This window comes from Paracoccus stylophorae, from assembly GCF_028553765.1.
Lineage (GTDB): Bacteria > Pseudomonadota > Alphaproteobacteria > Rhodobacterales > Rhodobacteraceae > Paracoccus > Paracoccus stylophorae.
In genome coordinates this window covers 3,243,977-3,265,863 of the sequence record NZ_CP067134.1, presented here as the reverse complement: position 1 = coordinate 3,265,863, position 21,887 = coordinate 3,243,977, and the positions used below count along the sequence as shown (strand labels likewise).

30 protein-coding genes and 1 tRNA gene are annotated in these 21,887 nt (G+C 67.2%); 15 read left to right on the top strand and 16 right to left on the bottom strand.

From position 1 onward, the window contains the following. Positions 1–41: 41 nt before the first annotated feature. Positions 42–320, bottom strand: a complete 279-nt coding sequence (locus tag JHW45_RS16220; protein ID WP_272858617.1) for a BufA1 family periplasmic bufferin-type metallophore — start codon at positions 318–320, stop codon at positions 42–44. Between the two features lie 157 nt (positions 321–477). On the opposite strand from JHW45_RS16220, the gene JHW45_RS16215 reads away from it, so the two are divergent. From JHW45_RS16215 to JHW45_RS16200, 4 genes are all read left to right on the top strand, one after another. Then, positions 478–1,032 carry a sigma-70 family RNA polymerase sigma factor gene (locus JHW45_RS16215; protein ID WP_272858616.1) on the top strand — a complete coding sequence of 185 codons (555 nt, stop codon included), beginning with the start codon at positions 478–480 and terminating at the stop codon, positions 1,030–1,032. Next, positions 1,032–1,667 carry a DUF1109 domain-containing protein gene (locus tag JHW45_RS16210; protein WP_272858615.1) on the top strand — a complete coding sequence of 212 codons (636 nt, stop codon included), beginning with the start codon at positions 1,032–1,034 and terminating at the stop codon, positions 1,665–1,667. The genes JHW45_RS16215 and JHW45_RS16210 overlap by 1 nt, the downstream gene beginning before the upstream one ends. A 127-nt stretch (positions 1,668–1,794) precedes the next feature. After that, a complete protein-coding gene (locus tag JHW45_RS16205) occupies positions 1,795–1,968 on the top strand; it encodes a hypothetical protein (RefSeq protein ID WP_272858614.1) in 174 nt (57 codons plus the stop codon). Then, complete coding sequence (locus JHW45_RS16200) at positions 1,952–2,590, top strand: DUF1638 domain-containing protein (RefSeq protein ID WP_272858613.1); 639 nt, start codon at positions 1,952–1,954, stop codon at positions 2,588–2,590. The genes JHW45_RS16205 and JHW45_RS16200 overlap by 17 nt, the downstream gene beginning before the upstream one ends. On the opposite strand, the gene JHW45_RS16195 is transcribed toward JHW45_RS16200, so the two are convergent. After that, positions 2,563–3,162 (bottom strand): HNH endonuclease, encoded by a 600-nt coding sequence (locus JHW45_RS16195; RefSeq protein WP_272858612.1) that lies wholly within the window; start codon positions 3,160–3,162, stop codon positions 2,563–2,565. The genes JHW45_RS16200 and JHW45_RS16195 overlap by 28 nt on opposite strands. Positions 3,163–3,350: 188 nt before the next feature. Here JHW45_RS16195 and JHW45_RS16190 point away from each other — a divergent pair, with 188 nt between their 5' ends. Then, positions 3,351–3,785, top strand: coding sequence for a VOC family protein (locus tag JHW45_RS16190; RefSeq protein WP_272858611.1), 435 nt, complete (start codon positions 3,351–3,353; stop codon positions 3,783–3,785). Positions 3,786–3,799: 14 nt separating this feature from the next. Here JHW45_RS16190 and JHW45_RS16185 read toward each other — a convergent pair whose 3' ends face one another. Genes JHW45_RS16185 through JHW45_RS16170 form a run of 4 tightly spaced genes read right to left on the bottom strand, consistent with a single transcriptional unit; the run spans position 3,800 to position 6,008 of the window. Continuing rightward, positions 3,800–4,453 (bottom strand): alpha/beta hydrolase, encoded by a 654-nt coding sequence (locus tag JHW45_RS16185; protein ID WP_272858610.1) that lies wholly within the window; start codon positions 4,451–4,453, stop codon positions 3,800–3,802. Continuing rightward, the gene (locus JHW45_RS16180) at positions 4,450–5,079 is read right to left on the bottom strand and encodes a DNA-3-methyladenine glycosylase family protein (RefSeq protein WP_272858609.1); all 630 of its coding nucleotides are present in this window, start codon (positions 5,077–5,079) and stop codon (positions 4,450–4,452) included. The genes JHW45_RS16185 and JHW45_RS16180 overlap by 4 nt, the downstream gene beginning before the upstream one ends. A 4-nt stretch (positions 5,080–5,083) precedes the next feature. Further along, the gene (locus tag JHW45_RS16175) at positions 5,084–5,386 is read right to left on the bottom strand and encodes a hypothetical protein (RefSeq protein WP_272858608.1); all 303 of its coding nucleotides are present in this window, start codon (positions 5,384–5,386) and stop codon (positions 5,084–5,086) included. Next, positions 5,379–6,008: a GntR family transcriptional regulator gene (locus JHW45_RS16170; protein WP_272858607.1), complete on the bottom strand. Its 630-nt coding sequence runs from the start codon at positions 6,006–6,008 to the stop codon at positions 5,379–5,381. The genes JHW45_RS16175 and JHW45_RS16170 overlap by 8 nt, the downstream gene beginning before the upstream one ends. A 65-nt stretch (positions 6,009–6,073) precedes the next feature. On the opposite strand from JHW45_RS16170, the gene JHW45_RS16165 reads away from it, so the two are divergent. The 4 genes from JHW45_RS16165 (at position 6,074) to JHW45_RS16150 (ending at position 8,788) form a co-directional block, all read left to right on the top strand. After that, positions 6,074–6,760, top strand: a complete 687-nt coding sequence (locus tag JHW45_RS16165; RefSeq protein WP_272860645.1) for a pyrimidine 5'-nucleotidase — start codon at positions 6,074–6,076, stop codon at positions 6,758–6,760. Between the two features lie 50 nt (positions 6,761–6,810). Then, on the top strand, positions 6,811–6,996 hold the full coding sequence (locus JHW45_RS16160; protein ID WP_272858606.1) for a hypothetical protein: 186 nt from the start codon (positions 6,811–6,813) through the stop codon (positions 6,994–6,996). Positions 6,997–7,068: 72 nt separating this feature from the next. Beyond that, positions 7,069–8,265, top strand: coding sequence for a UbiH/UbiF family hydroxylase (locus JHW45_RS16155; protein ID WP_272858605.1), 1,197 nt, complete (start codon positions 7,069–7,071; stop codon positions 8,263–8,265). A 208-nt stretch (positions 8,266–8,473) separates the two neighbouring features. Next, positions 8,474–8,788: a DMT family transporter gene (locus JHW45_RS16150; RefSeq protein ID WP_272858604.1), complete on the top strand. Its 315-nt coding sequence runs from the start codon at positions 8,474–8,476 to the stop codon at positions 8,786–8,788. Positions 8,789–8,830: 42 nt separating this feature from the next. Here the strand turns inward: JHW45_RS16150 and JHW45_RS16145 are convergent, their stop codons facing one another. The 10 genes from JHW45_RS16145 to JHW45_RS16100 form a co-directional block, all read right to left on the bottom strand. Beyond that, on the bottom strand, positions 8,831–9,565 hold the full coding sequence (locus JHW45_RS16145) for a MauE/DoxX family redox-associated membrane protein (RefSeq protein WP_272858603.1): 735 nt from the start codon (positions 9,563–9,565) through the stop codon (positions 8,831–8,833). A gap of 26 nt (positions 9,566–9,591) precedes the next feature. Continuing rightward, a complete protein-coding gene (locus JHW45_RS16140) occupies positions 9,592–10,068 on the bottom strand; it encodes a DUF305 domain-containing protein (RefSeq protein ID WP_272858602.1) in 477 nt (158 codons plus the stop codon). Between the two features lie 80 nt (positions 10,069–10,148). After that, the gene (locus JHW45_RS16135; RefSeq protein WP_272858601.1) at positions 10,149–10,595 is read right to left on the bottom strand and encodes a molybdenum cofactor biosynthesis protein MoaE; all 447 of its coding nucleotides are present in this window, start codon (positions 10,593–10,595) and stop codon (positions 10,149–10,151) included. 1 nt (position 10,596) lies between these two features. Beyond that, positions 10,597–10,848, bottom strand: a complete 252-nt coding sequence (gene moaD, locus JHW45_RS16130; protein ID WP_272858600.1) for a molybdopterin converting factor subunit 1 — start codon at positions 10,846–10,848, stop codon at positions 10,597–10,599. Continuing rightward, the gene (gene pgsA / locus JHW45_RS16125; RefSeq protein ID WP_272858599.1) at positions 10,838–11,470 is read right to left on the bottom strand and encodes a CDP-diacylglycerol--glycerol-3-phosphate 3-phosphatidyltransferase; all 633 of its coding nucleotides are present in this window, start codon (positions 11,468–11,470) and stop codon (positions 10,838–10,840) included. The genes moaD and pgsA overlap by 11 nt, the downstream gene beginning before the upstream one ends. A 120-nt stretch (positions 11,471–11,590) precedes the next feature. Further along, positions 11,591–11,968 carry a hypothetical protein gene (locus JHW45_RS16120; protein WP_272858598.1) on the bottom strand — a complete coding sequence of 126 codons (378 nt, stop codon included), beginning with the start codon at positions 11,966–11,968 and terminating at the stop codon, positions 11,591–11,593. 128 nt (positions 11,969–12,096) lie between these two features. Further along, positions 12,097–13,947, bottom strand: a complete 1,851-nt coding sequence (gene uvrC / locus JHW45_RS16115; protein WP_272858597.1) for an excinuclease ABC subunit UvrC — start codon at positions 13,945–13,947, stop codon at positions 12,097–12,099. Between the two features lie 315 nt (positions 13,948–14,262). Further along, positions 14,263–15,195 carry a calcium/sodium antiporter gene (locus tag JHW45_RS16110; protein WP_272858596.1) on the bottom strand — a complete coding sequence of 311 codons (933 nt, stop codon included), beginning with the start codon at positions 15,193–15,195 and terminating at the stop codon, positions 14,263–14,265. Between the two features lie 105 nt (positions 15,196–15,300). Continuing rightward, positions 15,301–16,110 carry a S49 family peptidase gene (locus JHW45_RS16105; RefSeq protein WP_272858595.1) on the bottom strand — a complete coding sequence of 270 codons (810 nt, stop codon included), beginning with the start codon at positions 16,108–16,110 and terminating at the stop codon, positions 15,301–15,303. A gap of 46 nt (positions 16,111–16,156) precedes the next feature. Next, a complete protein-coding gene (locus JHW45_RS16100) occupies positions 16,157–17,176 on the bottom strand; it encodes a LacI family DNA-binding transcriptional regulator (RefSeq protein WP_272858594.1) in 1,020 nt (339 codons plus the stop codon). Positions 17,177–17,278: 102 nt separating this feature from the next. On the opposite strand from JHW45_RS16100, the gene JHW45_RS16095 reads away from it, so the two are divergent. The 6 genes from JHW45_RS16095 to JHW45_RS16070 all read left to right on the top strand — a co-directional run bounded on the left by JHW45_RS16095 (position 17,279) and on the right by JHW45_RS16070 (position 21,857). Further along, a tRNA-Arg gene (locus tag JHW45_RS16095) sits at positions 17,279–17,355 on the top strand. A gap of 84 nt (positions 17,356–17,439) precedes the next feature. Next, a complete protein-coding gene (locus JHW45_RS16090; protein WP_272858593.1) occupies positions 17,440–17,751 on the top strand; it encodes an ETC complex I subunit in 312 nt (103 codons plus the stop codon). Positions 17,752–17,811: 60 nt separating this feature from the next. Next, positions 17,812–18,099: a hypothetical protein gene (locus JHW45_RS16085; RefSeq protein ID WP_272858592.1), complete on the top strand. Its 288-nt coding sequence runs from the start codon at positions 17,812–17,814 to the stop codon at positions 18,097–18,099. Continuing rightward, positions 18,080–19,267 (top strand): glycine C-acetyltransferase, encoded by a 1,188-nt coding sequence (locus JHW45_RS16080; RefSeq protein ID WP_272858591.1) that lies wholly within the window; start codon positions 18,080–18,082, stop codon positions 19,265–19,267. The genes JHW45_RS16085 and JHW45_RS16080 overlap by 20 nt, the downstream gene beginning before the upstream one ends. A 14-nt stretch (positions 19,268–19,281) precedes the next feature. After that, positions 19,282–20,310: an L-threonine 3-dehydrogenase gene (tdh, locus tag JHW45_RS16075; RefSeq protein ID WP_272860644.1), complete on the top strand. Its 1,029-nt coding sequence runs from the start codon at positions 19,282–19,284 to the stop codon at positions 20,308–20,310. 200 nt (positions 20,311–20,510) lie between these two features. Further along, a complete protein-coding gene (locus tag JHW45_RS16070) occupies positions 20,511–21,857 on the top strand; it encodes an MFS transporter (protein WP_272858590.1) in 1,347 nt (448 codons plus the stop codon). Positions 21,858–21,887 lie beyond the last annotated feature (30 nt).

The window sequence follows — 21,887 nt, the reverse complement described above, 5'->3', positions numbered from 1 at the left end:
CGCGTCAGGCGCGGATCGAAACGACCCGCGCCCGTCGTGGATCACATCTCGATCGGTTCCAGCGCGCCGTTATGGCCGGCCGGCGTCTCGATCTCGGAGCAGGTGCCGGCGGGCACCAGCTTCCAAGCGTTGCCCTGATAGTCCTTGGTCGAGGTTCCGGCGCAGGTCGTGCCGGGGCCGGCCGCGCAGTCGTTCTGACCGGCCAGGGCGACGCCATAGCATTTTTCCATCTCGGCGCTTTTCTTGGCGTCGTCTGCATGGGCGGCCGCGCCGGCAAGGCTGACGGCGGTGGCGATTGCTGCTGCGAGTTTCGGGCTCATCTTCTGACTCTCCTGTGTTGGATGGGCGGCAGGGCCGTCCCGCAAGGCCATTCGCCGAAGGGGCGCGATGCGTTACATCGTTCACGAGGTCGTGACGTGCAGACCGGGCAGCGCCGATGCTGTAACGATGGGGCGGGTCAGCGCGTAGGGAAAACCGATGATGACACAGGGCGGACGTGCTGACGCGGACTGGTCCGAACTGATGCGGCACGCGATCGCGGGCGATCGGCGGGCCTATCGGCAGTTGCTGACCGATGTGACGCCGGTCGTGCGCGGCCTTGTTCGGGCGCGGGCGGCGGGCATGGATGCGGCCTGGTGCGAGGATGTGGTGCAGGAAACATTGCTGGCGATCCATCTGAAGCGTACGACATGGGACAGCGACCGGCCGCTGCGCCCCTGGGTCTATGCGATCGCGCGTCACAAGCTGGTCGATGCCTTTCGCCGTCGCGGTCGGCATGTGCATGTCCCGGTGGACGATTTTGCCGATTCGCTGCCCGCCGACCCCGCGCCCGATCCGCTGGAACGGCGCGATGCCGAATCGCTGATCGGCCGGCTGCCCGAACGCGATGCCGCCCTGTTGCGATGCCTGGCGCTGGAAGAGCGTGGCCACGCGGAATGCGGCGCGCGCCTGGGCCTGACCGCCGGCGGGTTGCGCGTGGCGCTGCACCGGGCGTTGCAGCGTCTGGCCCGGCTGCGCCGGGAGGGGGCGTGATGCGCACCCCAACCCTGATCGCGCTGCTGGCGGCCGATGCAACGCCGCCCCGCCCGATTGCGCCGCGTCTGCTGCTGCGGGCGGGGGCGGGGCTGCTGGCGGCGGTCGTGCTGCTGATGCTGGTGCTGGGGATTCGGCCCGATCTGCGTGCGGCGCTGGACGAGCCGGTGACGCGGATGAAATGGCTGCTGCCGCTGGCCGTGGCGCTGCCTGCGCTTTACGCCGCGCTGCGGATGACGCGGCCGCAGGAACATGCGGTGCCGGCAAGGTGGCTGCCGGTGCTGATCGGCGGCGGGGCGCTGCTGTGGTGGCTGGTGGCCGCGATCTCGGCCGCGCCGGGGACGTTGTGGCCGGATATGCGCGGCAATTCCGCGATCCAGTGCCTGATCTCGATCACGCTGTTCGGTCTTTTGCCGCTGTTTCCGGGGCTGCGCGTCTTGGCCGAGGGGGCCAGCCCCGCGCCCGCGCGCAGCGGTGCCATGCTGGGGCTGGCCTGCGGCGGGCTGGCCGCCTGCGTCTATGCGCTGCACTGCAATGAGGATCTGCCGCTGTTCTTCCTGACCTGGTACGGCATCGGCATCCTGATCGTGGCGACCGTCGGCGCGCTGGCCGGGCGGCGCATGTTGCGCTGGTAGGTGGCCGCCGCATCGGCGCTGCGCCGCCGCCCCCTGTCGCGCATGAAACCGTCGCGGATTTTCTTCTTTCGCGGGCTTTTCATCCCCGTTTCCGCGACCCATATTGGAAGGAAGAAGAGGGGTCGTCATGCCATTGCCGCATTTCCTGCTGCTGATCGTCGCCGTGCTGCTGGCCGCGGCGCTGACCCTGTTCGTGTTCTTCGCCGCCGGCGTGCCCGAAATCGCGCTGGCGCTGATCGTGCTGACGGCTGCGGCCCTGCTGCATCTGGGTCAGCGCAACCGGCATGACCACGAGGGCTGAGCCCGCCTTTCCGATCGCCGCAGCCCCGCGCTGCCTGATGCTGGCCTGCGGCGCGCTGGCGCGCGAGTTGCTGGCGATCCGCGATGCGAATGGCTGGCACCACATGGACCTGCATTGCCTGCCCGCGGATCTGCATCTGCGTCCCGAACGGATCCCCGACGCGGTCGAGGCCGCGGTTCTGAAATATCGCGACGATTACGACCGGATCGTCGTCGTCTATGCCGATTGCGGCACCGGCGGGCTGTTGCAGGCGCGCTGCGCGAAGCTGGGCGTCGAGATGATTCCCGGTCCGCACTGCTATGCGTTTTTCGATGGTGTGGCGGCCCATGCGGGACGCGCCGAACAGGAATTCACCGCGTTCTACCTGACCGATTTTCTGGTCCGTCAGTTCGATGCCTTCGTGTGGCGGGCGCTGTGGCTGGACCGGCACCCGGAACTGCGGGACATGTATTTCGGCCATTACGACCGCCTGATCTATCTGGCGCAGACCGACGATCCGGATCTGGACGCGCGGGCGCAAGAGGCGGCCGAGCGGTTGGGATTGCGATATGAACGGCGGGCGACCGGATATGGCGATCTGCCGGGCGTTCTGGCTCAGCTTTCCAGTTCGGCGTCCCAGTAAAGGAAATCCATCCAGCTTTCGTGCAGGTGATTGGGCGGAAAGCGGCGTCCGACCGAATGCATTTCTTCGGGCGAGGGCTGGCGCGGTTTGCGGCGCAGGCTCATCCCGGAATGGCGCAGGCTGCGATTGGCCTTGCGCAGATTGCAGGGCGAACAGGCTGCGACCACGTTTTCCCAACTGGTGATCCCCCCGCGAGATCGAGGGACGACGTGATCGAAGGTCAGATCGCCGCGCGCGCCGCAATACTGGCAGCAGAATTCATCCCGCAGAAAAAGATTGAAGCGCGTGAATGCCACGCGCTTCTGGGGTTTCACGTAATCTCTGAGAACGACGACCGACGGGATCCTGAACGCCTGCCGCTGACTTCGGACCACCTCGTCGTATTCGGCGATGATGGTCACGCGATCAAGGAAGACGGCCTTGATCGCCTCCTGCCAGGGCCACAGCGACAGCGGATAATAGCTGAGCGGCCGATAATCCGCGTTCAGCACCAGTGCGGGGTGATGGCGCAGATTGCCGGGTTCGCGCACGAACCGGGTCCGAAATTCCGTCCGATGATATTCGTCCAGCATGGTGCCTTCCCGCCTGCCCCCCACTTGGCGCGGCGGGGGAGCCCGTCAGATTCGCAAAAGCGACTATATATCGGGTCGAGGCCCTGACAACCCCCCGCATGTATCTGTCACGCGCAGTTGTCGCGTCCGCCGCGATCACGCCGCGCGGGAAGATTGCCCTTTGACGGCCGCAATGGCACTGTATCGGTATGTCGAAGACCCCGCCCGACCTGCTTGGAACGCTGGAAACCGCGCTTTACGCCGACGATCTGGAGGCGGCCACGGTCTTCTGGCGCGATGTGATCGGGCTGCACCCGTTCCAGTCCGTCCCGGGCCGCCACGTCTTCTTTCGCGTGACCGACACGCCGCGCCCGCAGGTCCTGCTGGTCTTTCGGCCCGACGCGACCGAACAACCGCCGTCCACGGACGCGCGGTTTCCGGTTCCGCCGCACGGTACGCGCGGGCCGGGCCATGTCTGCCTTGCCGCCGAAGGGGACATGCTGGATGCGTGGCGCACGCATCTTCTGGCGCACGGAATCGGGATCGAGGCGGATTTCCATTGGCCGAACGGCGCCCGCTCGATCTATTTCCGCGATCCGGCCGGAAATTCGATCGAGATTGCCGACCCCGCGATCTGGCGCTGAGGCGCGAGTGTCGCCTATTTGCCCAACCGATCCTTGATGAAGGCAAGCGCGACGGACAAGCCGTCGGGCGCAATGCCGTGCCCGGTGCCCTTCATCACATGGCCATAGACGGTGAACCCGGCCTTTTCCAGCGCCTCGCCGGCCAGTGCCATATCCTCGAACGGAACCATCGGGTCCTGATCGCCATGAATCAGCACGACGGGCGGCTTCACGCGGGCCTCGGCCGCCAGCGATTCGGGCGCCAGCAGCCGGCCCGAGAATCCGACGATGCCCGCCACCGCCTCGGCGCGGCGGGGCAGAACGTGCAGCGCCATCATCGTTCCCTGCGAAAATCCGACCACCACCATCCGGTCGGCAGACAGCCCCTCATCGGCCAGGACCTTGTCCAGGAACCCGTTGATCGCCGCGACCGAGCCCTCCATCGCCGTCTTCGCGTCCTGTTCGGACGACCCGTCCAGCCACGGGATCGGAAACCATTGATAGCCAAGCGGATTGTTCCGGCTGCGTTCGGGCGCGTCGGGGGCGTAGAACGCGGTCTTCGGCAGATGCGGGGCCAGCGGGTCGGCCAGACCCAGCAAATCGGCGCCGTCCGCGCCATAGCCGTGCAGGAACACGACCACCGCATCCGCGTCCTGCGGTCCCTTGCGGGCGGATTTCAGTTCTGTCATCGGATTCCCTCGCGTCCTTTTGCCAGCCGGTAATAGGCCCACAGCCCCCGCGCCGCAACCGCACGCCAGGGACGCCAGGGCTGCGCCATCTCGCGCAGGGCGGCGGGGCCGGGACGATCCTTCAGCCCGTACATCTGGCGCGCGGCCTCTTGCAGGGCCAGATCGCCGGCGGCGAAGACATCCGGGCGGCCAAGCGCGAATTTCAGATAGATCTCGGCCGTCCAGACGCCGATACCCGGCAGCGCGACCAGTGTGGCAATGGCATCATCGTCGCTCATCTCGCGCAGCGCGTGCCAGTCGAGATTCGCGGCGGCGATGCCCCTGAGATAGCGTGCCTTGGGCCGCGACAGCCCGGCCTTGCGCAGATCCTCGTCGCTGGCGGCGGCGATGCCCTGCGGCGTCAGCAGACCCGCCACCGCCATCCGCTCCCAGATCGAGGCCGCCGCCGCGACCGAGATCTGCTGCCCGACGATGGCGCTGGCGATGGCGTCGAACCCGTCCTCGCGGCGGCGCAGCGGCAGCGGACCGATCCGGGGCAGGATGCGCGCCCAGACCGGGCAGACCCGCGCCAGATGGGCCGCGCCCTCGGCCAGATCGTCTTCGGTGCGGATCAGGCGGCCGGTCACGGGATCATCGCGCCAGCCGGGCGGCGCGGCCGCCGCGCCGCCGCGCGACGGATGCGCCCGACTGCGCCCCCTCGACCAGCACCGCGACCATCGGATGGGCCTGCGCGCCGGGGGCCGCCTGCGGCGCATAGTGATCCAGCAGCAGGCGGATGGCCGAGACCGGCGCGACGTGATCGGGCAGCGACAGCGCCCAGTCCACGAAGATCGACCGGCATTCGGGTGCGCCGATCCCCTCGATCCGGAAACTTTCGCGGATCAGGTTCTTGGGATCGGCCTGTGTCAGGGTCAGCGGCGCCGGGTCAGGCATGATCGCCCTGCGCCTCGAGCCTGAGGCGGGTTTCCCACGCCATCGAGATATGCTGGCGCAGCGCGCGGTCGGCGGCGTCGCCATCGCCCGCCGCGATGGCATCGACGATCCGCTTGTGTTCGGCCAGCGCCGTTTCGCCCCGCCCGTCGGCGGCCAGCGAGGTTCGCGCCATCAGCGCCATGCTGCGATGGACCAGATCAAGCTGCTGGACCAGATACCGGTTATGCGAGGCCAGATGGATCTGGTGGTGAAACCGCTTGTTGGCGCGGGCCAGCATCTGCGGATTGCCGATGGCCTTGTGATCCTCGGCCACCATCTGCGCCAGCACCCTGACCTCTTCGGGGGTGGCGTGGCGCGCGGCCAGCCGCGCCGCCAGCGCCTCGAGCTCGGCGCGCACGACATACAGTTCGGCCAGCTGGTTGTGATCCAGCGAGGCGACGATCAGGCTGCGCCCGTCGCGGACCAGCATCGCCTGCGTCTCAAGCCGCTGCAACGCCTCGCGCACGGGGGTGCGGCTGACGCCGAACCGCTCGGCCAGCTCGGATTCGACCAGCCGGTCGCCGGGGCGGTATGTGCCCGCCTCGATGGCGGTCAGGATCAGGGAATAGGCGTCGTCCTTCATGGCCGACACGATTGGCGCTGGCGTCGGCGATTGCAAGCGCGCCGTGGCCGGGATATGCGGCGCATATGGATTTCGCGCATGTGAATGTCTGGATCTTCGATCTGGACAATACGCTTTACCCGCCCGACATGGCGCTGTTTCCGCAGATCGAGGCGCGGATGACCGCCTATGTCATGCGGCTGCTTGCGGTCGAACAGGGGGACGCCGATCATCTGCGGCGCGATTACTGGCGCCGGCACGGCACGACGCTGGCCGGGCTGATGGCCGAACACGCGATCGACCCGCTTTCCTATCTGGCCGAGGTTCACGACATCGATTTCACCGCGCTTGCCCCGGCGCCCGATCTGGCCGCCGCCATCGCCGCGCTGCCGGGGCGCAAGATCGTGCACACGAACGCCGATTCGACCTATGCCGGCAAGGTGCTGGCCGCGCGCGGGCTGGATCTGTTCGAGGCGATCTATGGCGTCGAGGAAACCGGTTTCCATCCCAAGCCGCAGCGCGCCGCATTCGACGCGGTGATCGAGATGGCCGGGATCGACCCGACCCGCGCCGCGTTTTTCGAGGACGATCCCCGCAATCTGGAGATTCCCCACAGCATGGGGATGCGCACCGTTCTGGTCGGGCCGGGGCATCGCGGACCGAGCAGCGATGCCGATGCGGTTGACGACGCGGCGGACGACGCGATGGATCATGTCGGCCACCGGACCGACGATCTGACCGGCTTTCTGCAGGCGATTGCCGCGCGGTCCTGATCCGGGCTAGATGAAGGCGGAACGCGCCGATCCCTGAAGGAGCCCATGCCATGTCCGATCTTTCCGATTCCGAAAGCCACCGCCTTGCCGTCCGCATCTATCTGGCCATCGCCGCCGTGCTGGTCGTGGCCGTGCTGCTGGTCCTGGCCTTCGGCCTGCACGTGCTGGGCCTGATCGGCATCGTCCTGACGGTGATCGTGTTCGCGATCATGCTGGCCTTCACCGCAGGCAACTAGGCTGCGACAGCGCGTCCCCTGTCGCCGCCCGCGTGGCTGGCGCAGGGTCGGCGCATCCATGCGGGGGCGGTAATGGCCGGCGATTTCGAAGATATCGACATCCTGATTTCGGGCGGCGGCATCGCCGGGCTGATCGCCGCCGCAGCTTTCGGGTCGCGCGGGTTTTCGGTGCTGTGCGTCGATCCCGCGCCGCCGGTGACGGACGAGGCCGCCTCGGGCGCCGATCTGCGGTCCACCGCGTTCCTTGCGCCCTCGGTCGACCTGCTGCGGCGGATCGGGCTGTGGGACCGGCTGGCGCCCTTTGCCACGCCCTTGCAGGTGATGCGGATCGTGGATGCGGGCGGCGCGCGCCCCGAGGCCCGGCTGACCCGCGAATTCGATGCCTCCGAGATCGGCGATCAGCCCTTTGGCTGGAACCTGCCCAACTGGCTGCTGCGGCGCGAAATCTCGGCGCGGCTGACGCAGTTGCAGACGGTGCGCTTTCAGCCCGGCACCGGCACCGCTGATGTCGTGGCCCGCGACGAAGGCGCGCTGGTCGGCCTGTCGGACGGGCGGCGTCTGCGCGCGCGCCTGCTGATCGGGGCCGACGGGCGCGATTCGCCGGTGCGCCGCGCGTTGGGCATCGGCGTGCGGACCCTGCGCTATGGCCAGAAGGCGCTGGCATTCGCCGTCACGCATGAGCGGCCCCACGACAATGTCTCGACCGAGATCCACCGTTCGGGCGGGCCGTTCACGCTGGTCCCGCTGCCGGATCGCGACGGCCGGCCCAGCTCGGCCGTGGTGTGGATGGAGGACGGGCGCGAGGCCGCGCGGCTGGCGGCGCTGCCGCGCGAGGCGTTCGAGGTTGAGCTGAACGCCCGTTCCGCCGGCGTGCTGGGCCATCTGACGCAGGCGACGCAGCTGACCCGCTGGCCCATCATCAGCCAGATCGCGGATCGGTTCGCCGGGCCGCGCACGGCGCTGATCGCCGAGGCGGCCCATGTCGTGCCGCCCATCGGCGCGCAGGGCCTGAACATGAGCCTGGCCGATCTTGGCGCGCTGATCGAGTTGTCGGGCGACGATCCGGGCCGGGCGGAGTCGCTGCGCGACTATGACCGGGCGCGTCGTCCCGACGCCTATGCGCGGTTGTTGGGCATCGACGCGCTGAACCGCGCCAGCCAGGCGCGCGCGCGGCCCCTGCGCGATCTGCGCGCAGCCGCCCTGGGCGGGCTTTACGGCATCGCCCCGGTGCGCCGCCTGATGATGCGCGCCGGTCTGGGGCTGCGCTGAGGCACCACGATGGCGGCCTTGCCCTGCGTCCCGCGACGGCGGGGGGCTGCCTGCCCCCCGACCCCCGGAGGTATTTGGAAAGAGGGCGAGGAGCGGCGCAGGCTTGCCCGCCGCCGACGCCGCAATTAGGGTCCGCGTCAAGGACGACCTTGCTTTGTTCGGGTCATGCGCGCCGGGACGGCCCGGCCTTTTTTTTCGGAGAGTTTCGATGCCCTGGCTTACCCTGCTTGTCGCCGGATTGCTGGAAATCGTCTGGGCCACGGCGATGAAGCAATCCGACGGCTTCACCCGGTTCTGGCCCACCGCGATCATGGTTCTGGGGATGATCAGCTCATTCTGGCTGCTGGCGCTGGCGATGCGGGAATTGCCGCTTGGCACGTCCTATATGGTCTGGACGGGGATCGGCGCGCTTGGCAGCTTCGTTCTGGGCATCGTGCTGTTCGGCGAGGCTGTCACGCCCGGCCGTCTGGGGGCGGCGGCGCTGATCGTGGGCGGCATCGCGATGATGAAGCTGGCGTCGTGACACTCGCCCCTGCCGATCTGAGGCAGCGGGCGGGACCGGGCCTCACATCACGGCGCGCAGCAGCGTAAAGGCCCCCATCCCGATCATCACCAGATTTTCCGTCAGCGACACGAAGCCCAACGGCACGTTGCTGTTGCCGCCGACGCAGGCGCATTTCAGTTCCCGTTTCTCGATATAGACGGCGCGGAACACCGACCACGCGCCGATGCAGCCGATGAACAGCGCGACCGGCCCGGACAGGAACGGCAGGACCGAGGCGATCATCAGGATGCCCGCCCCGGTTTCCAGAAACGGATAGGCATAACCGTAAGGCACCCATTTCTGCGCCAGCAGGTCATAGTTGAGAAACATCGTGGAAAAGCTTTCCACGTCCTGCAATTTCTGCAGCCCCAGAAGCACCATCGCGGTCGCGGCAAAGCGCGGCACCACCATCCACCAAGGACCGCCGATCAGCCATGACATCGCCAGCGCGATCAGGGCCGCGACCGCAAAGATCGCGATGACGGGGGTATAGCTGGTGTCGCCCTCTTCCGGCAGCGGATTTCCGAAATGTGCGCGCAGATCGTCGTATCCGCCGATGCGTTCGCCGTCGATCCAGGCCTGCGGCGTGGTGTCCACCCCGTGTTCCTGCATGAAGGCGTCGGTTTCCTCGCGCGTGCGCAGCTTGTGATCCTCGACCTCGAAACCGTGCCTTTCCAGCAGCCATTTCGATTTGCGCCCGAACGGGCACAGATGCTTGGGCATCACCATGCGGTAAAGTGTGGCGGTTCTGGACATCGCGTGGTCTCCTTTCCTGCCGCCGATCACCGGCCATCCACGGCGGGGGTTGCGGTCGGTCCACCCTGAAGATCGGCGATCAGCGCCTCCATCTCGGCGATCTCAAGCCGCTGCGCCTCGATGATCCGGTCGGCCAGGGCGCGCACCCGCGCATCCTCGATATTGGCCCGCGAACTGGTCAGGATCGCGATCGAGTGGTGCGGGATCATCGCCTTCATCCACGACACGTCGTTTACCGTGGTCTGGCTGCGCACCATGAACACGCCCAGAAGGAAGATCAAAGCCGCCAGCACCAGACCGGTGATGTTGGCGGTCCGGTGGGGGAACATCCCCCACATCGCCGCCAGCATGACGATCGCCATGCCGCCGCCCATATACAGCGCCATCCATGCCCGCGTCTGGCTGAACCAGACATGACCCCAGGCATAGGTGTTGAGATACATCATCACGAACATGGCGACGGTCGAGACCGCGATGGTGGCCAGAAAACGGGAATAGGTCATGGAACGCTCCTGTCGAGGGGGCTTTGGGTCCCAACGACAGGGCGGGGCGCGGGTTCCGCGACGCGGCCTGCGGCGGCGGTCTAGAGGTCGTGCTGCCAGCGGGTCAGCGCGTCTTCGTCATCGGCTTTCGCGTCCACCCATCGGCTGCCGCCGTCCTGAGCGATTTCGCGTTTCCAGAACGGCGCGCGCGATTTCAGCCAGTCCATCAGGTAATCCGCCGCCTGAAAGGCCGCCTTGCGGTGACGCGCGGCGGTGGCGACCATCATGATCGGCTGGCCGACCGCAAGCCGGCCGTGGCGATGGACGATACGCCAGTCCGTCAGGTCGAACCGGCGTGCCGCCCGTTCGCCGAATTCGGCCAGGGCGCGTTCGGTCATGGCGGGATAATGTTCGATCTCAAGCGCGGCCATTCGGCCGGTGTCGTCGCGCACGATGCCGGTGAAGGTCACGACCGCACCCGCGCCCCGGCCAAAGCCGGCCAGTTCGGCCGCCGGATCGAAAGGGTCGGACTGGACGCGGGCAGACATCTCAACCTCCGGTCATCGGCGGGAAGAACGCCACTTCGCGGGCCTCGCCAAGCGGCGCGTCCAGATCGGTCAGCACCTGATCGACGGCGCAGCGCACCGCGCCAAGATCGGCAAAGGCGGCGGCGTGCCAATCGTCGCGTGCCGACAGTTCCGCGACCAGATCGCGCACGGTGACCGCCTGCGTCTGCACCGTTTCGCGCGGCAGGCCGATGCGTTCGCGCAGCCAGGCAAAGTAAAGCACGTCAAGCGTCATGTCCGGGCTCCTTCAGATGGGGCCGCGCCTTGGCGAAATAGTCCCAACCGGTCCAGCCGGTCAGCGCGGCCGCGATCCAGATCAGCGCCAGACCGATCTGGTTGGCCAGATCGGACCAGCTGTCGGACCACGGCAACTGGCCTTCGCCGACCAGAGGCGGCCGGCCATGTTCGACATAGGCAAGCCCGGTGCCCAGAAACAGCACCGCGATGGCGACCATCTGGCAGGTCGTCTTCCACTTGGCCAGCCTGGTGACCTTCAGCAGCTTTGCGCTGGAGCCCAGAAATTCGCGCAGGCCGGATACGAACACCTCGCGGAACAGGATGACGGTCGCGGGCAGGATCAGCCACGGGTTCATCCCGGAATAGCCGGTGATGACGACGATGGCGATCACCACCATCGCCTTGTCCGCGATCGGGTCCATGGCCGCGCCGAAGCGGCTTTCCTGTTCCCATGCGCGCGCCAGATAGCCGTCGAACCAGTCGGTGATCGCCGCGATCAGGAAGATCGTCAGCGCCGCCCAGTCAGCCCAGGGACGGTGGAAATACAGAAACATCAGCGGCACCGCCGGCGCCGCCAGCAGCCGCAGAAGGGTCAGAAGATTGGGAATGTTCCAGGGCATGGCGGCAGGCTAGTCCTTGCCGCGCCGGTTGGGAAGAGGCGGCGGTGCCGCGCCGGGCCAATCGGCCCGCCGGGTCCGCCGGCCGCGGTGCGGCGCATTGCCGCGCGCGGGTTCAAGGCCTCAGGCCGCGCCCTCCTCGGACAGATCGAACGTCTTGTCGCCGATGGTGACATGCGTGGCCTTGATGCGGTTCTCGCCGAACTGCGCCGTCCGGCGGCCGACGACCGAGACCTGATCGCCGGGCAGCGCCTGCGATTCGGTCAGCCCCGCCCTGGCATTGCGGCTGCGGCTGGCCAGTTCGATGGTCCAGTTGACGCCGTCATGGGCGCGAACCTGCAAGGTCGGATCGCTGCCGCCGATATTGTTGTCGGTGATTCTGGCGTTCAGCCGGATCAGTTCATCGCCGGAATCGGTCCATCGGTCCTGCGACAGCGCATCGTCGGGGGCGTGGACCGGCCTGCGGTCCACGACACGGCCGAAAGGGGGGAGGTGGGGCATGGCAGCCTCCTTCTTCTTCATCAAGGGTTCGGATGAGCAGGTCGCAACCATAACGTGAAGCAACGCCGGGCAGGCGGTAAGCAGCTACCGTAAATTTTGACCGATCAGATGAGGCGGTGCAAAAGCCGTCAGCCCTTGGCATGAAAATGGTCATAGACCTTCTGCGCCATCGCGGCCGAGATGCCCTCGACCGCCTGCAGATCCTCGACCCCGGCGCGGCTGACGGCCTTGGCGCTGCCGAAATGGGCCAGCAGCGCGCGTTTGCGCGCCGCGCCGATTCCCGCGATCTCGTCCAGCGGGTTGGCCATCACCGACTTGGCGCGCCTGGCGCGATGGGTGCCGATGGCCCACCGATGCGCCTCGTCGCGCAGGCGCTGGATGAAATACAGCACCGGATCGTTCATGCGCAGCGCGAAGGGGCGGCGTCCGGGGCGGTGAAATTCCTCTTTCCCGTGGTCGCGGTCCACGCCCTTGGCGACGCCGACCACCGGAATATCGTCAACTCCCAGATCGGCCAGGATGCCGTCCACGGCCGAGACCTGCCCGGCGCCGCCGTCGATCAGCAGCAGATCGGGCCAGGCGTCGGTGCGGCGGTCGGGGTCTTCCTTCAGCAGGCGGCTGAAGCGGCGCGTCAGCACCTCTTTCATCATGCCGAAATCGTCGCCCGGCGTGATCTCGGTGCCCTTGATGTTGAACTTGCGATACTGGCTTTTGATGAAGCCTTCGGGACCGGCGACGACCATGCCGCCGACCGCGTTCGTGCCCATGATGTGGCTGTTGTCATAGATCTCGATCCGGCGCGGCGTGACCGGCAGGTCGAACGCCTCGCCGACCCCTTCCAGCAGCCGGGCCTGCGCCGCGCTTTCGGACATGCGCCGGGCCAGGCTTTCGCGGGCGTTGCGCAGGGCGTTGGCGACCAGTTCGACCTTCTCGCCGCGCTGCGGGACCAGCACCTCGACCTTGCGGCCCGCGCGGCCGGCCATCACATCGGCGGTCAGATCGGGATCTTCGGGCGCATGGGACAGCAGGATCTGCCGGGGCGGCGGCTTGTCGTCATAGAATTGCAGCAGGAACGCCTGCATCACCTCGTCCGGGCTTTCGACGCCGCCAAGCCGGGGATAGAAATCGCGGTTGCCCCAGCTTTGATTGCCGCGGATGAAGAAGACCTGAACGCAGGCCTGACCGCTTTCCATGTGCAGCGCGACGATATCGGCCTCGGCCACGCCGCGCGGGTTCACGGCCTGAACCGATTGCACCGCCGTCAGCGCCTTGATCCGGTCGCGCAGCGCGGCGGCGCGTTCGTATTCCATCGCCTCGGCGGCGCGGGCCATCTCGTCGGCCAGCGCGGCCTGGATGTCGGTCGTCTTGCCTTGCAGGAACCGTTCGGCATCGGCCACCAATGCGCCGTATTCCCGTTTGTCGATGCGTCCGACACAGGGCGCGCTGCACCGCTTGATCTGGTACAGAAGACAGGGCCGGGTGCGCGATTCGAACGTGGAATCGGTGCAGTTGCGCAGCAGGAAGACGCGCTGCAACTGGGTCAGCGTGCGGTTGACGGCGCCCGCGCTGGCGAATGGGCCGTAATAGTCGCCCTTTTCCGACTTGGCGCCGCGATGTTTCTTGATCTGCGGAAAGTCGTGGCTTTTGGCGACAAGAATGTTCGGGAACGACTTGTCGTCGCGCAGCAGCACGTTATAGCGCGGCTTCAGCTGCTTGATGAGGTTCTGTTCCAGCAGCAGCGCCTCGGTCTCGGTGCGCGTGGTCAGGAACATCATCGAGGCGGTGTCGCGGATCATCCGCGCGATCCGCGCCGAGTGGCCCGAGGGTCGTGCATAGTTCGACACCCGCGCCTTCAGGTCGCGCGCCTTGCCGACATACAGAACCGCCCCCTGCGCATCCAGCATCCGATAGACGCCGGGACTGCCGTCAAGGGTTCGCAGATAGTCGTGTATCAGCGCGTGGCCGGTCTTTTGCGTCATGTCAGCTTAGAAAGTGATTCCCGCCCCCGGCTGCAAGTTCCGCAGGGCGAATGCAAGGGTGAAGCTGTCCACGACTCCTGTGGATAACTCTGTGGGCGAGCTGTGAGAGAGGCGGCCCCGGGCCAGCAATCGTTACGGTTTCGTGAACCTGCCGCTAAAATAGGCAGAAGATCAAGAGTTTGATAAAGCAGGATATTTTTATTCATCGGGGGTCGCGGAGGCGAAATTTCCAAGGAATCCGGCAGGGTTGGCGCAGCTTCATCATCAGGTGGACAAAAGCCCGCAGGACCTGCGGCGCGGCGTTTTCGGGGTCGGCTACAACAGCACCCACACATAAGCGCAATATGCCAGCACGAACCCGGCCCCGGCCAGCCGGCCGATCGGAATGCCGCGGAACAGGAACGGCGCCAGCAGCAGCGAACTGGCCAGCATGACCCACAGATCCAGGCGCATCATCTCGGCCGGGACGGGCAGCGGCCGGACCAGGGCCGTCAGCCCCAGGATCGACAGGATGTTGAAGATGTTCGATCCCACCACGTTCCCAAGCGCCATGTCCGCCCGCCCGCGCATCGCCGCGGCGACCGAGGCGGCCAGTTCCGGCAGCGAGGTTCCCACCGCAACAAGGGTCAGGCCGATCACCGCCTCGCTGATGCCGAAGGCCAGCGCGATGTCGCTGGCGCCGCCGACCAGCAGATTGGCCCCGACCGGCAGGGCGATCAGCCCGCCCGCCAGCCAGATCAGGATCCGCCGCCAGCGCGCGCCAAGCGCCACGCCCTCAAGATCGGTGGCGTCCTGATCCTGCGCGCGGGCGCTGGACAGTTGCCGCCACAGCACCAGCCCAAGCGCGGCCAGCAGGATCGCGCCCTCGACCCGCCCGATGGGGCCCAGAAAGGCCAGCACGATCAGCAGAACCGAGGCCGCGATCATCATCGCCCAGCTTTCGCGCAGATCGTGACCGCGCGTGACGATGCCCGACATCATCGCCGCCGCGCCAAGGATCATCAGCACATTGGCGATGTTCGAGCCGACGACATTGCCCACAGCGATGTCGGTCGCCCCCCTCAGCGCGGCCGACAGCGAGACGATCAGTTCGGGTGCCGATGTGCCGAAGGCCACGACCGTCAGTCCGACGACCAGCGGCGTGATGCCCAGCCTCAGCGACAGGTTCACCGCGCCCTTGACCAGCAGATCGCCGCCCAGAACCAGCAGCGCCAGCCCCGCCAGAACCAGCGCGATATCAACGATCACGACGCTTCAGCCCCAAGACTTTGGCAAGAAACCTGCGAAAGCCCGGCCCGCTGAACAGCGCCAGCGCGACCATGATCAGCAGGAACAGGACGACGACACGAACGCTCATCCCTGCGCCCCGAACCGGGCAAAGGCCGCGCGTTCCTCGGCGCTGTCGATCAGCGACTGGGCCGACAGGCCAAGCCGGCGGAACAGCGACTGGCGCGGGCGGTGGACGGTAAAGCGGGTCCGGTCGCCGTAAAGCGACTTCATCTGCGGCACCAGATGGCCGATGCCGTCGGCCAGCCCCAGGCGCACCGCCTCGCGTCCGGCCCAGAACTCGCCGGTGAACAGGTCTTGCGTCCCGCTCAGCCGGTCGCCGCGGCGGGTGCGCACGTGATCCTTGAAGGCCTGGTGGATCGGTTCCAGCACGTTGTGCAGCCGCGCCACATCCTCGGGCTTTTCGGGGCGGAACGGGTCCAGCGTCGATTTCGACTGGCCGGCGGTGTGGACCCGCCGCTCGATCCCCCAACGGGCGATCAGGTCCTGAAACCCGAACCCGGCCGAGATCACCCCGATCGACCCCAAGACCGAGCTTTCATCCGCCCAGATCCGGTCGCCCGCGCAGGCCAGCCAGTATCCGCCCGATGCGGCCATGTCCTCGACGAAGGCGTGGACCGGGGTGCCGGTCTCGTCGGCCAGTCGCCGGATCCGCGCGGCGATCAGCGAGGATTGCACCGGCGATCCGCCCGGCGAATTGATCGACAGCGCCACCGCGACCGGCTTGCCCCTGCGGAACGCGCGTTCGATCAGCGGCGCCAGCGCCGCGTCGCTCAGCGCACCGCTGCGCCCGGCCATGCCGATGGCGCCGTGCAGCCGCACGACCGAGACATGCGGCCCGCGCCCGATCAGCCGGTTCAGATACGGAATTTCCATGCTGTCCCAGATAGGGGCAGACCGCCCGCGCCACAAGACAAAGCGGTCAGGTCGCGCGAATGGTATCGCCGGGCCGGAAGCTGGGCGTCAGCGCCACGATCCGGTCGGCCGGCGGCGTATCCTTGCCCGCGACCAGCCGCGCGGCGCGGCGGCCGATATCAAGCCTGCGCGCGTCCGTGGTGGCCAGTTGCACCGGCAACCCGTCCAGAAGATCGACGCCGTTGAACCCGGCAAGACCGATCCGGCCGGGAATGTCGTAGCCCTTGTCCAGACAATGCAGCAGCCCGCCCGCGCCGATCATGTCGTTCGAGAAATACAGGAAATCCAGATCGGGCGCGCGGCCCAGGATCCGCCCGGTCAGTTCCCGGCCCTTCAGCAGCGACGATCCGCCCTGATAATATTCCCGCGCCTCAAGCTGCAAACCGGCCTCGCCAAGGCCCGTCTCGAACCCGGCCAGCCGTTTGCGGGCGCGATGATCCTCGGGCATGTGGGTGCCGACGAAACCGATGCGGCGATACCCGGCGGCCACGATCCGCGCCGCCATCTCGCGGCCCGCGCGGATATGCGAGATACCGACCAGCGTGTCGATCCCTTCGCCGTCGATATCCATGATCTCGACCACCGGAATGCCGGCATTGGTCAGCATCGCGCGCGACGCCTTGCTGTGCTCGACCCCCGCCAGGATCACGCCCGAGGGTCGCCAGGACAGCATGTCATACAGCACCATCTCTTCGCGCGCGGGGGAATAGTTGGTGACCCCGATCACCGGTTGCAGCCCGGTGTCGTCCAGCTCGGCCGAGATGCCGCCCAGCACATCGGGAAAGACCAGGTTCGACAGGGACGGGATCACCACCGCGACCAGGTTCACCCGCTGGCTGGCCAGCCCGCCCGCGATCTTGTTGGGCACATAGCCCAGCATCTTGGCCGCCGTCAGCACCTTTTCGCGCGTGGCGGCCGACACGTCGCCGCGATTGCGCAGCACCCGGCTGACGGTCATCTCGGACACCCCCGAGGCTTCGGACACGTCGCGCAGGGTCAGGGGACGGCGGGGACGGGAAGCGGTCATGACGGGCCAGACGTGACGGAAACGATACGCGATGTTAGCGAACGCCACCGCTCGCGACAACCTTGCCAAACCGGGCTGGCGCGTTCAAAAGGACGGACGAACGGCCCCGTGGCTCAACTGGATAGAGCAGCCCCCTCCTAAGGGGCAGGTTGCAGGTTCGAATCCTGCCGGGGTCACCACGGTCCCCCTTCGGTTTGAGGGCTTGATCCGGCGCGGGGCTTTGGCGATAAACGCAGGGCAGCAGCCCAGGAGGTTTTTTCGACATGCGTGTGCGCATCTATCAGCCGGCCCGTAACGCCATGCAGTCGGGAACGGCGCGGACCAAGGGCTGGGTGCTGGAGTTTCCGCATGCCGATCCGCGCAAGATCGACCCGCTGATGGGCTGGACCAGCAGCGACGATACGCAAAGCCAGGTGCGCCTGCGCTTTGAGACGCGCAAGCAGGCAGAGGACTATGCCCGCGACCACGGGCTGGATTACGTCGTGCAGCACCCCGATCGGCGCGGGCTGAACGTCCGCCCGCGCGGCTATGGCGAGAATTTCGCGACCGACCGTCGCGCGCCCTGGACCCACTGACGGGGGCGGTGACCTCTGGGCTGGACAGGCAGACGGTGATCGAAGAGCCGACGCCTGCCTTTGACGGCGGAAGGTGGAGAGAGACCGCCGCCGTTTTCCGCCTGGAATACGGTCAGCGTCGGGCCTGGCCTGCAGACCGGACGCGCGCAATCTTCGTCCACCGTCTCGCTGTGGTACCTGACCCGCACCTTGCAGGTGGATTTCGCCGGTCTGCTGGAATATCAGCAGGTCAGCCAGATCCGGGTGCCGGGCGCGCATGAGGTGCCGATCATCGGAAACGGCCGATTCTGCCATGAGTTAAATTGCGCCAAGATCGCAGGAGCCGCCGATGCCCGCCAGTTTTCTTGAAGATGTCCGCTCCACGCTTGAGACCATCGACGCCGATGGGCTGATGAAGCGCGAACGCCTGATCACGTCGCCGCAGGGAACCCGGATTTCCGTCGGCGACCGCGAGGTGATCAATCTGTGCGCCAACAACTATCTGGGGCTGGCCGATCATCCCGATCTGATCCGGGTGGCGCGGGACGCGATGGACAGCAAGGGGTTCGGCATGGCCTCGGTGCGCTTCATCTGCGGCACGCAGGATCTGCACCGTGCGCTGGAACAGAAGCTGGCCGATTTCCTGAACACGGACGATGCGATCCTTTACGCCGCCTGTTTCGATGCCAATGGCGGCCTGTTCGAGCCGCTTCTGGGCCCCGAGGACGCCATCGTGTCGGATGCGCTGAACCATGCCTCGATCATCGACGGGATCCGGCTGTGCAAGGCCCGACGCTATCGCTATGCCAACAACGACATGGCCGATCTTGAGGCAAGGCTGCGCGAGGCGCGCGAGGCGGGTGCGCGTCACGTGATGATCGCCACCGATGGCGTGTTTTCCATGGACGGCTATCTGGCCGATTTGCCGGCGATCACCCGGCTGGCGCGGGAATACGACGCGACGGTGATGGTGGATGACTGCCATGCCACCGGCTTCATGGGGCCGCGCGGGGCCGGAACGCCGGATCATTTCGGCGTTGACGTGGATATCCTGACCGGCACGTTGGGCAAGGCGCTTGGCGGGGCGATGGGCGGCTATGTCGCCGGGCCGCAGCCGGTGATTGACCTGCTGCGCCAACGCTCGCGCCCCTATCTGTTCTCGAACGCGCTGCCGCCCTCGATCGTCGCCGCCGGGATCGAGGCGATCCGGCTGGTGGAACAGGGCGCGGATCTGCGCGAACGGCTGTTCGACAACGCGCGTTATTGGCGCAAGGGGCTGGGCGATCTGGGGTTCGATCTGCTGGATGGCCAGCATCCCATCGTGCCGGTGATGCTGGGCGAGGCGCCGCTGGCGCAGAAGATGGCGGCCGGGCTGTTCGAACAGGGGGTCTATGTCTCGGGCTTCTTCTATCCGGTGGTGCCGCATGGTCGGGCGCGGCTGCGCACGCAGATGAATGCGGCGCTGACGACAGACCAGCTTGACCGCGCGCTGGCCGCCTTTGCGACGGTGGGCCGCGATCTGGGGGTGATCGGATGAGCCTGCCGAACACGATGAAGGCGCTTGAAAAGTCGCGGCCCGAAGAGGGGTTGTGGATGGTGCAGGCGCCGGTGCCCGAAATCGGGCCGGACGAGGTGCTGATCCGCGTGAACGCCACCGGCATCTGCGGCACCGACATCCATATCTGGAACTGGGACGACTGGGCGCAGGCCACCGTGCCCGTGCCGATGATCACCGGCCACGAATTCGCCGGCGAGATCGTCGAGATCGGGCGCAACGTCACCGGGCTTTCGGTCGGGCAGCGCTGTTCCGGCGAGGGGCATGTGGTGGGCACCGAAAGCCGCCAAAGCCGGTCGGGCAGGTTCCACCTGGACCCCGGTACGCGCGGCATCGGGGTGAACGTGCAGGGCGCGTTCGCGGAATATCTTCGGCTGCCGGCCTTCAACGTGGTGCCGCTGCCCGACGATATCCCCGATGAGATCGGAGCGATCCTCGACCCCCTGGGCAACGCAGTCCACACCGCCCTCAGCTTCGATCTGCTGGGCGAGGATGTGCTGATCACCGGCGCCGGACCCATCGGCATCATGGCGGCGGCGGTGGCGCGGCACGCCAGCGCGCGGCACGTGGTCATCACCGACATCAATCCCGACCGCCTGAAGCTGGCGCAGCAGGTCTGCCGGAACGTGCGGACTGTCGATGTGGGCCGCGAGGATCTGCGCGACGTGATCCACGATCTGGGCATGAAGCAAGGCTTCGATGTCGGGCTTGAGATGTCGGGCAGCCAGCAGGCGCTGGACCAGATGGTGGACAGCCTGATCATGGGCGGCAAGATCGCGCTTCTGGGGATTCCGCCGGGCAAGTCGCCGGTCGACTGGTCGCGCATCGTGTTCAAGGCGATCACCATCAAGGGCGTCTATGGGCGCGAGATGTTCGAGACCTGGTACAAGATGATCGCGATGTTGCAGAACGGGCTGGATGTCAGCCGGGTCATCACCCACCGGCTTGACGTGTCGGCGTTTAAGGACGGTTTCGCGGCGATGAAATCCGGCCAGTCCGGCAAGGTGGTCCTGAACTGGCGCTGAGGCGGAGGGGCAGGGCGGCGATATTCGCCGTCCGGCGATCCGGATTTGTCTGACCTGAACCGATCCGAAAGGCCGATCCGGCAATCGAAGCGGTGGACAAGGCGGCGCGAATCGGCCCAGCCTTTACCGGATGCCGCAACGTCGTTATGTCTGCGGCCCGACCCTGCGCCCGATCCTTTCGCGAAGGAACCGCCCGCCTCATGACCGCGCCCTCGATCAATCCTTTGGCCAATGCGTCCTTCCGCCGGCTGTTTGCCGCGCAGATCTGTTCGCTGCTGGCGATCGGGCTGATGACCGTCGCGATGTCGCTGGCGGCGTTCCGGATCGGCGGCGTGGCGGCGGCGGGGCAGATCCTGGGGTTCCTGCTGGCGGTGAAGATGGTGGCCTATGTCGCCCTGTCGCCGCTGGCCGAGGCGTTGCTGGCCGGGCGGTCGCGCAAGCGGGTGATGGTGGCGCTGGATCTGGCGCGGATGGCGCTGCTTGTGCCCATGGCCTATGCCACCCAGACTTGGCAGATCGCGCTGCTGGCACTGGGGTTTTTCGCCGTCTCGTCGGCGTTCACGCCGATCTTTCAGTCGGTCATCCCCGATCTGCTGCCGCAGGAGCGCAGCTATGGCCGGGCACTGGTCTGGTCACGTCTGGCCTATACGATGGAATCGGTGCTGTCGCCGGTGATCGCGGCCATGGCGCTGCAGCTGATCGCGGCGCAGTATCTGTTCTGGGTCGCGGCGCTGGCCTTTGCGGGGTCGATCCTGGCGGTTCTGCTGACGCGGTTTCCGGCCCGGATGCCGGATCGGCGCAAGGGGCCTTTCGTGCAACGCGCGCTGACGGGGCTGCGCATCTACGGCAAGACGCCCCGGCTGCGCGGGCTGTTCGTGCTGAACCTTGCGCTGTCGCTGAGCATGGCGTGGGTTCTGGTGAACTCGGTCGTGCTTGCGGGCGCGCGGCTTGGGGATGCGGAACGGCATTTTCCGATCCTGATGGCATTTTACGGGCTGGGCGCGGCCGTGGGCGCGATCATGGTGCCGCGCCTGATCGAAGCGTTCGACGAAAGGCGGGTGATGATCGCGGGCGCCGCAATCCACGCCGTCCTGGGTCTGGGGATCGCGCTGCCGCCAAGCCATGCGGGCTATCTGGCCTTGTGGACCGGGTTCGGGCTGGCCGCCTCGCTGGTGCTGACGCCGGGCGGGCTGGTCATCGCGCGTTCGGCCGCCGCCGCGGAACGGCCGGCGCTTTTCGCGGCCCAGTTCTCGCTGTCCCATGCCGGCTGGCTGCTGGCCTATCCGCTGGCGGGACTGCTGGCCGGGCTGGCGGGGCTGGAACCGGCGCTGCTGATGCTGTCGGCCATGACGCTGGTTCTGGCGGGGCTGGGCGCGCGGGTGTGGCCCGCGCGCGATCCGGTGACGCGCGAACACGACCATCCCGACCTGCCCGACAATCACCCGCATCTGCGCGCCATCGCCGCGCACGGACCGCGCCACCGCCACGCCCATATCTTCCATATCGACGATCTGCACCCGGATTGGCCGGCCGCGCAACCCGGCTGAGCGTGCCGGATCCGGGCAAGGACCAGAAGG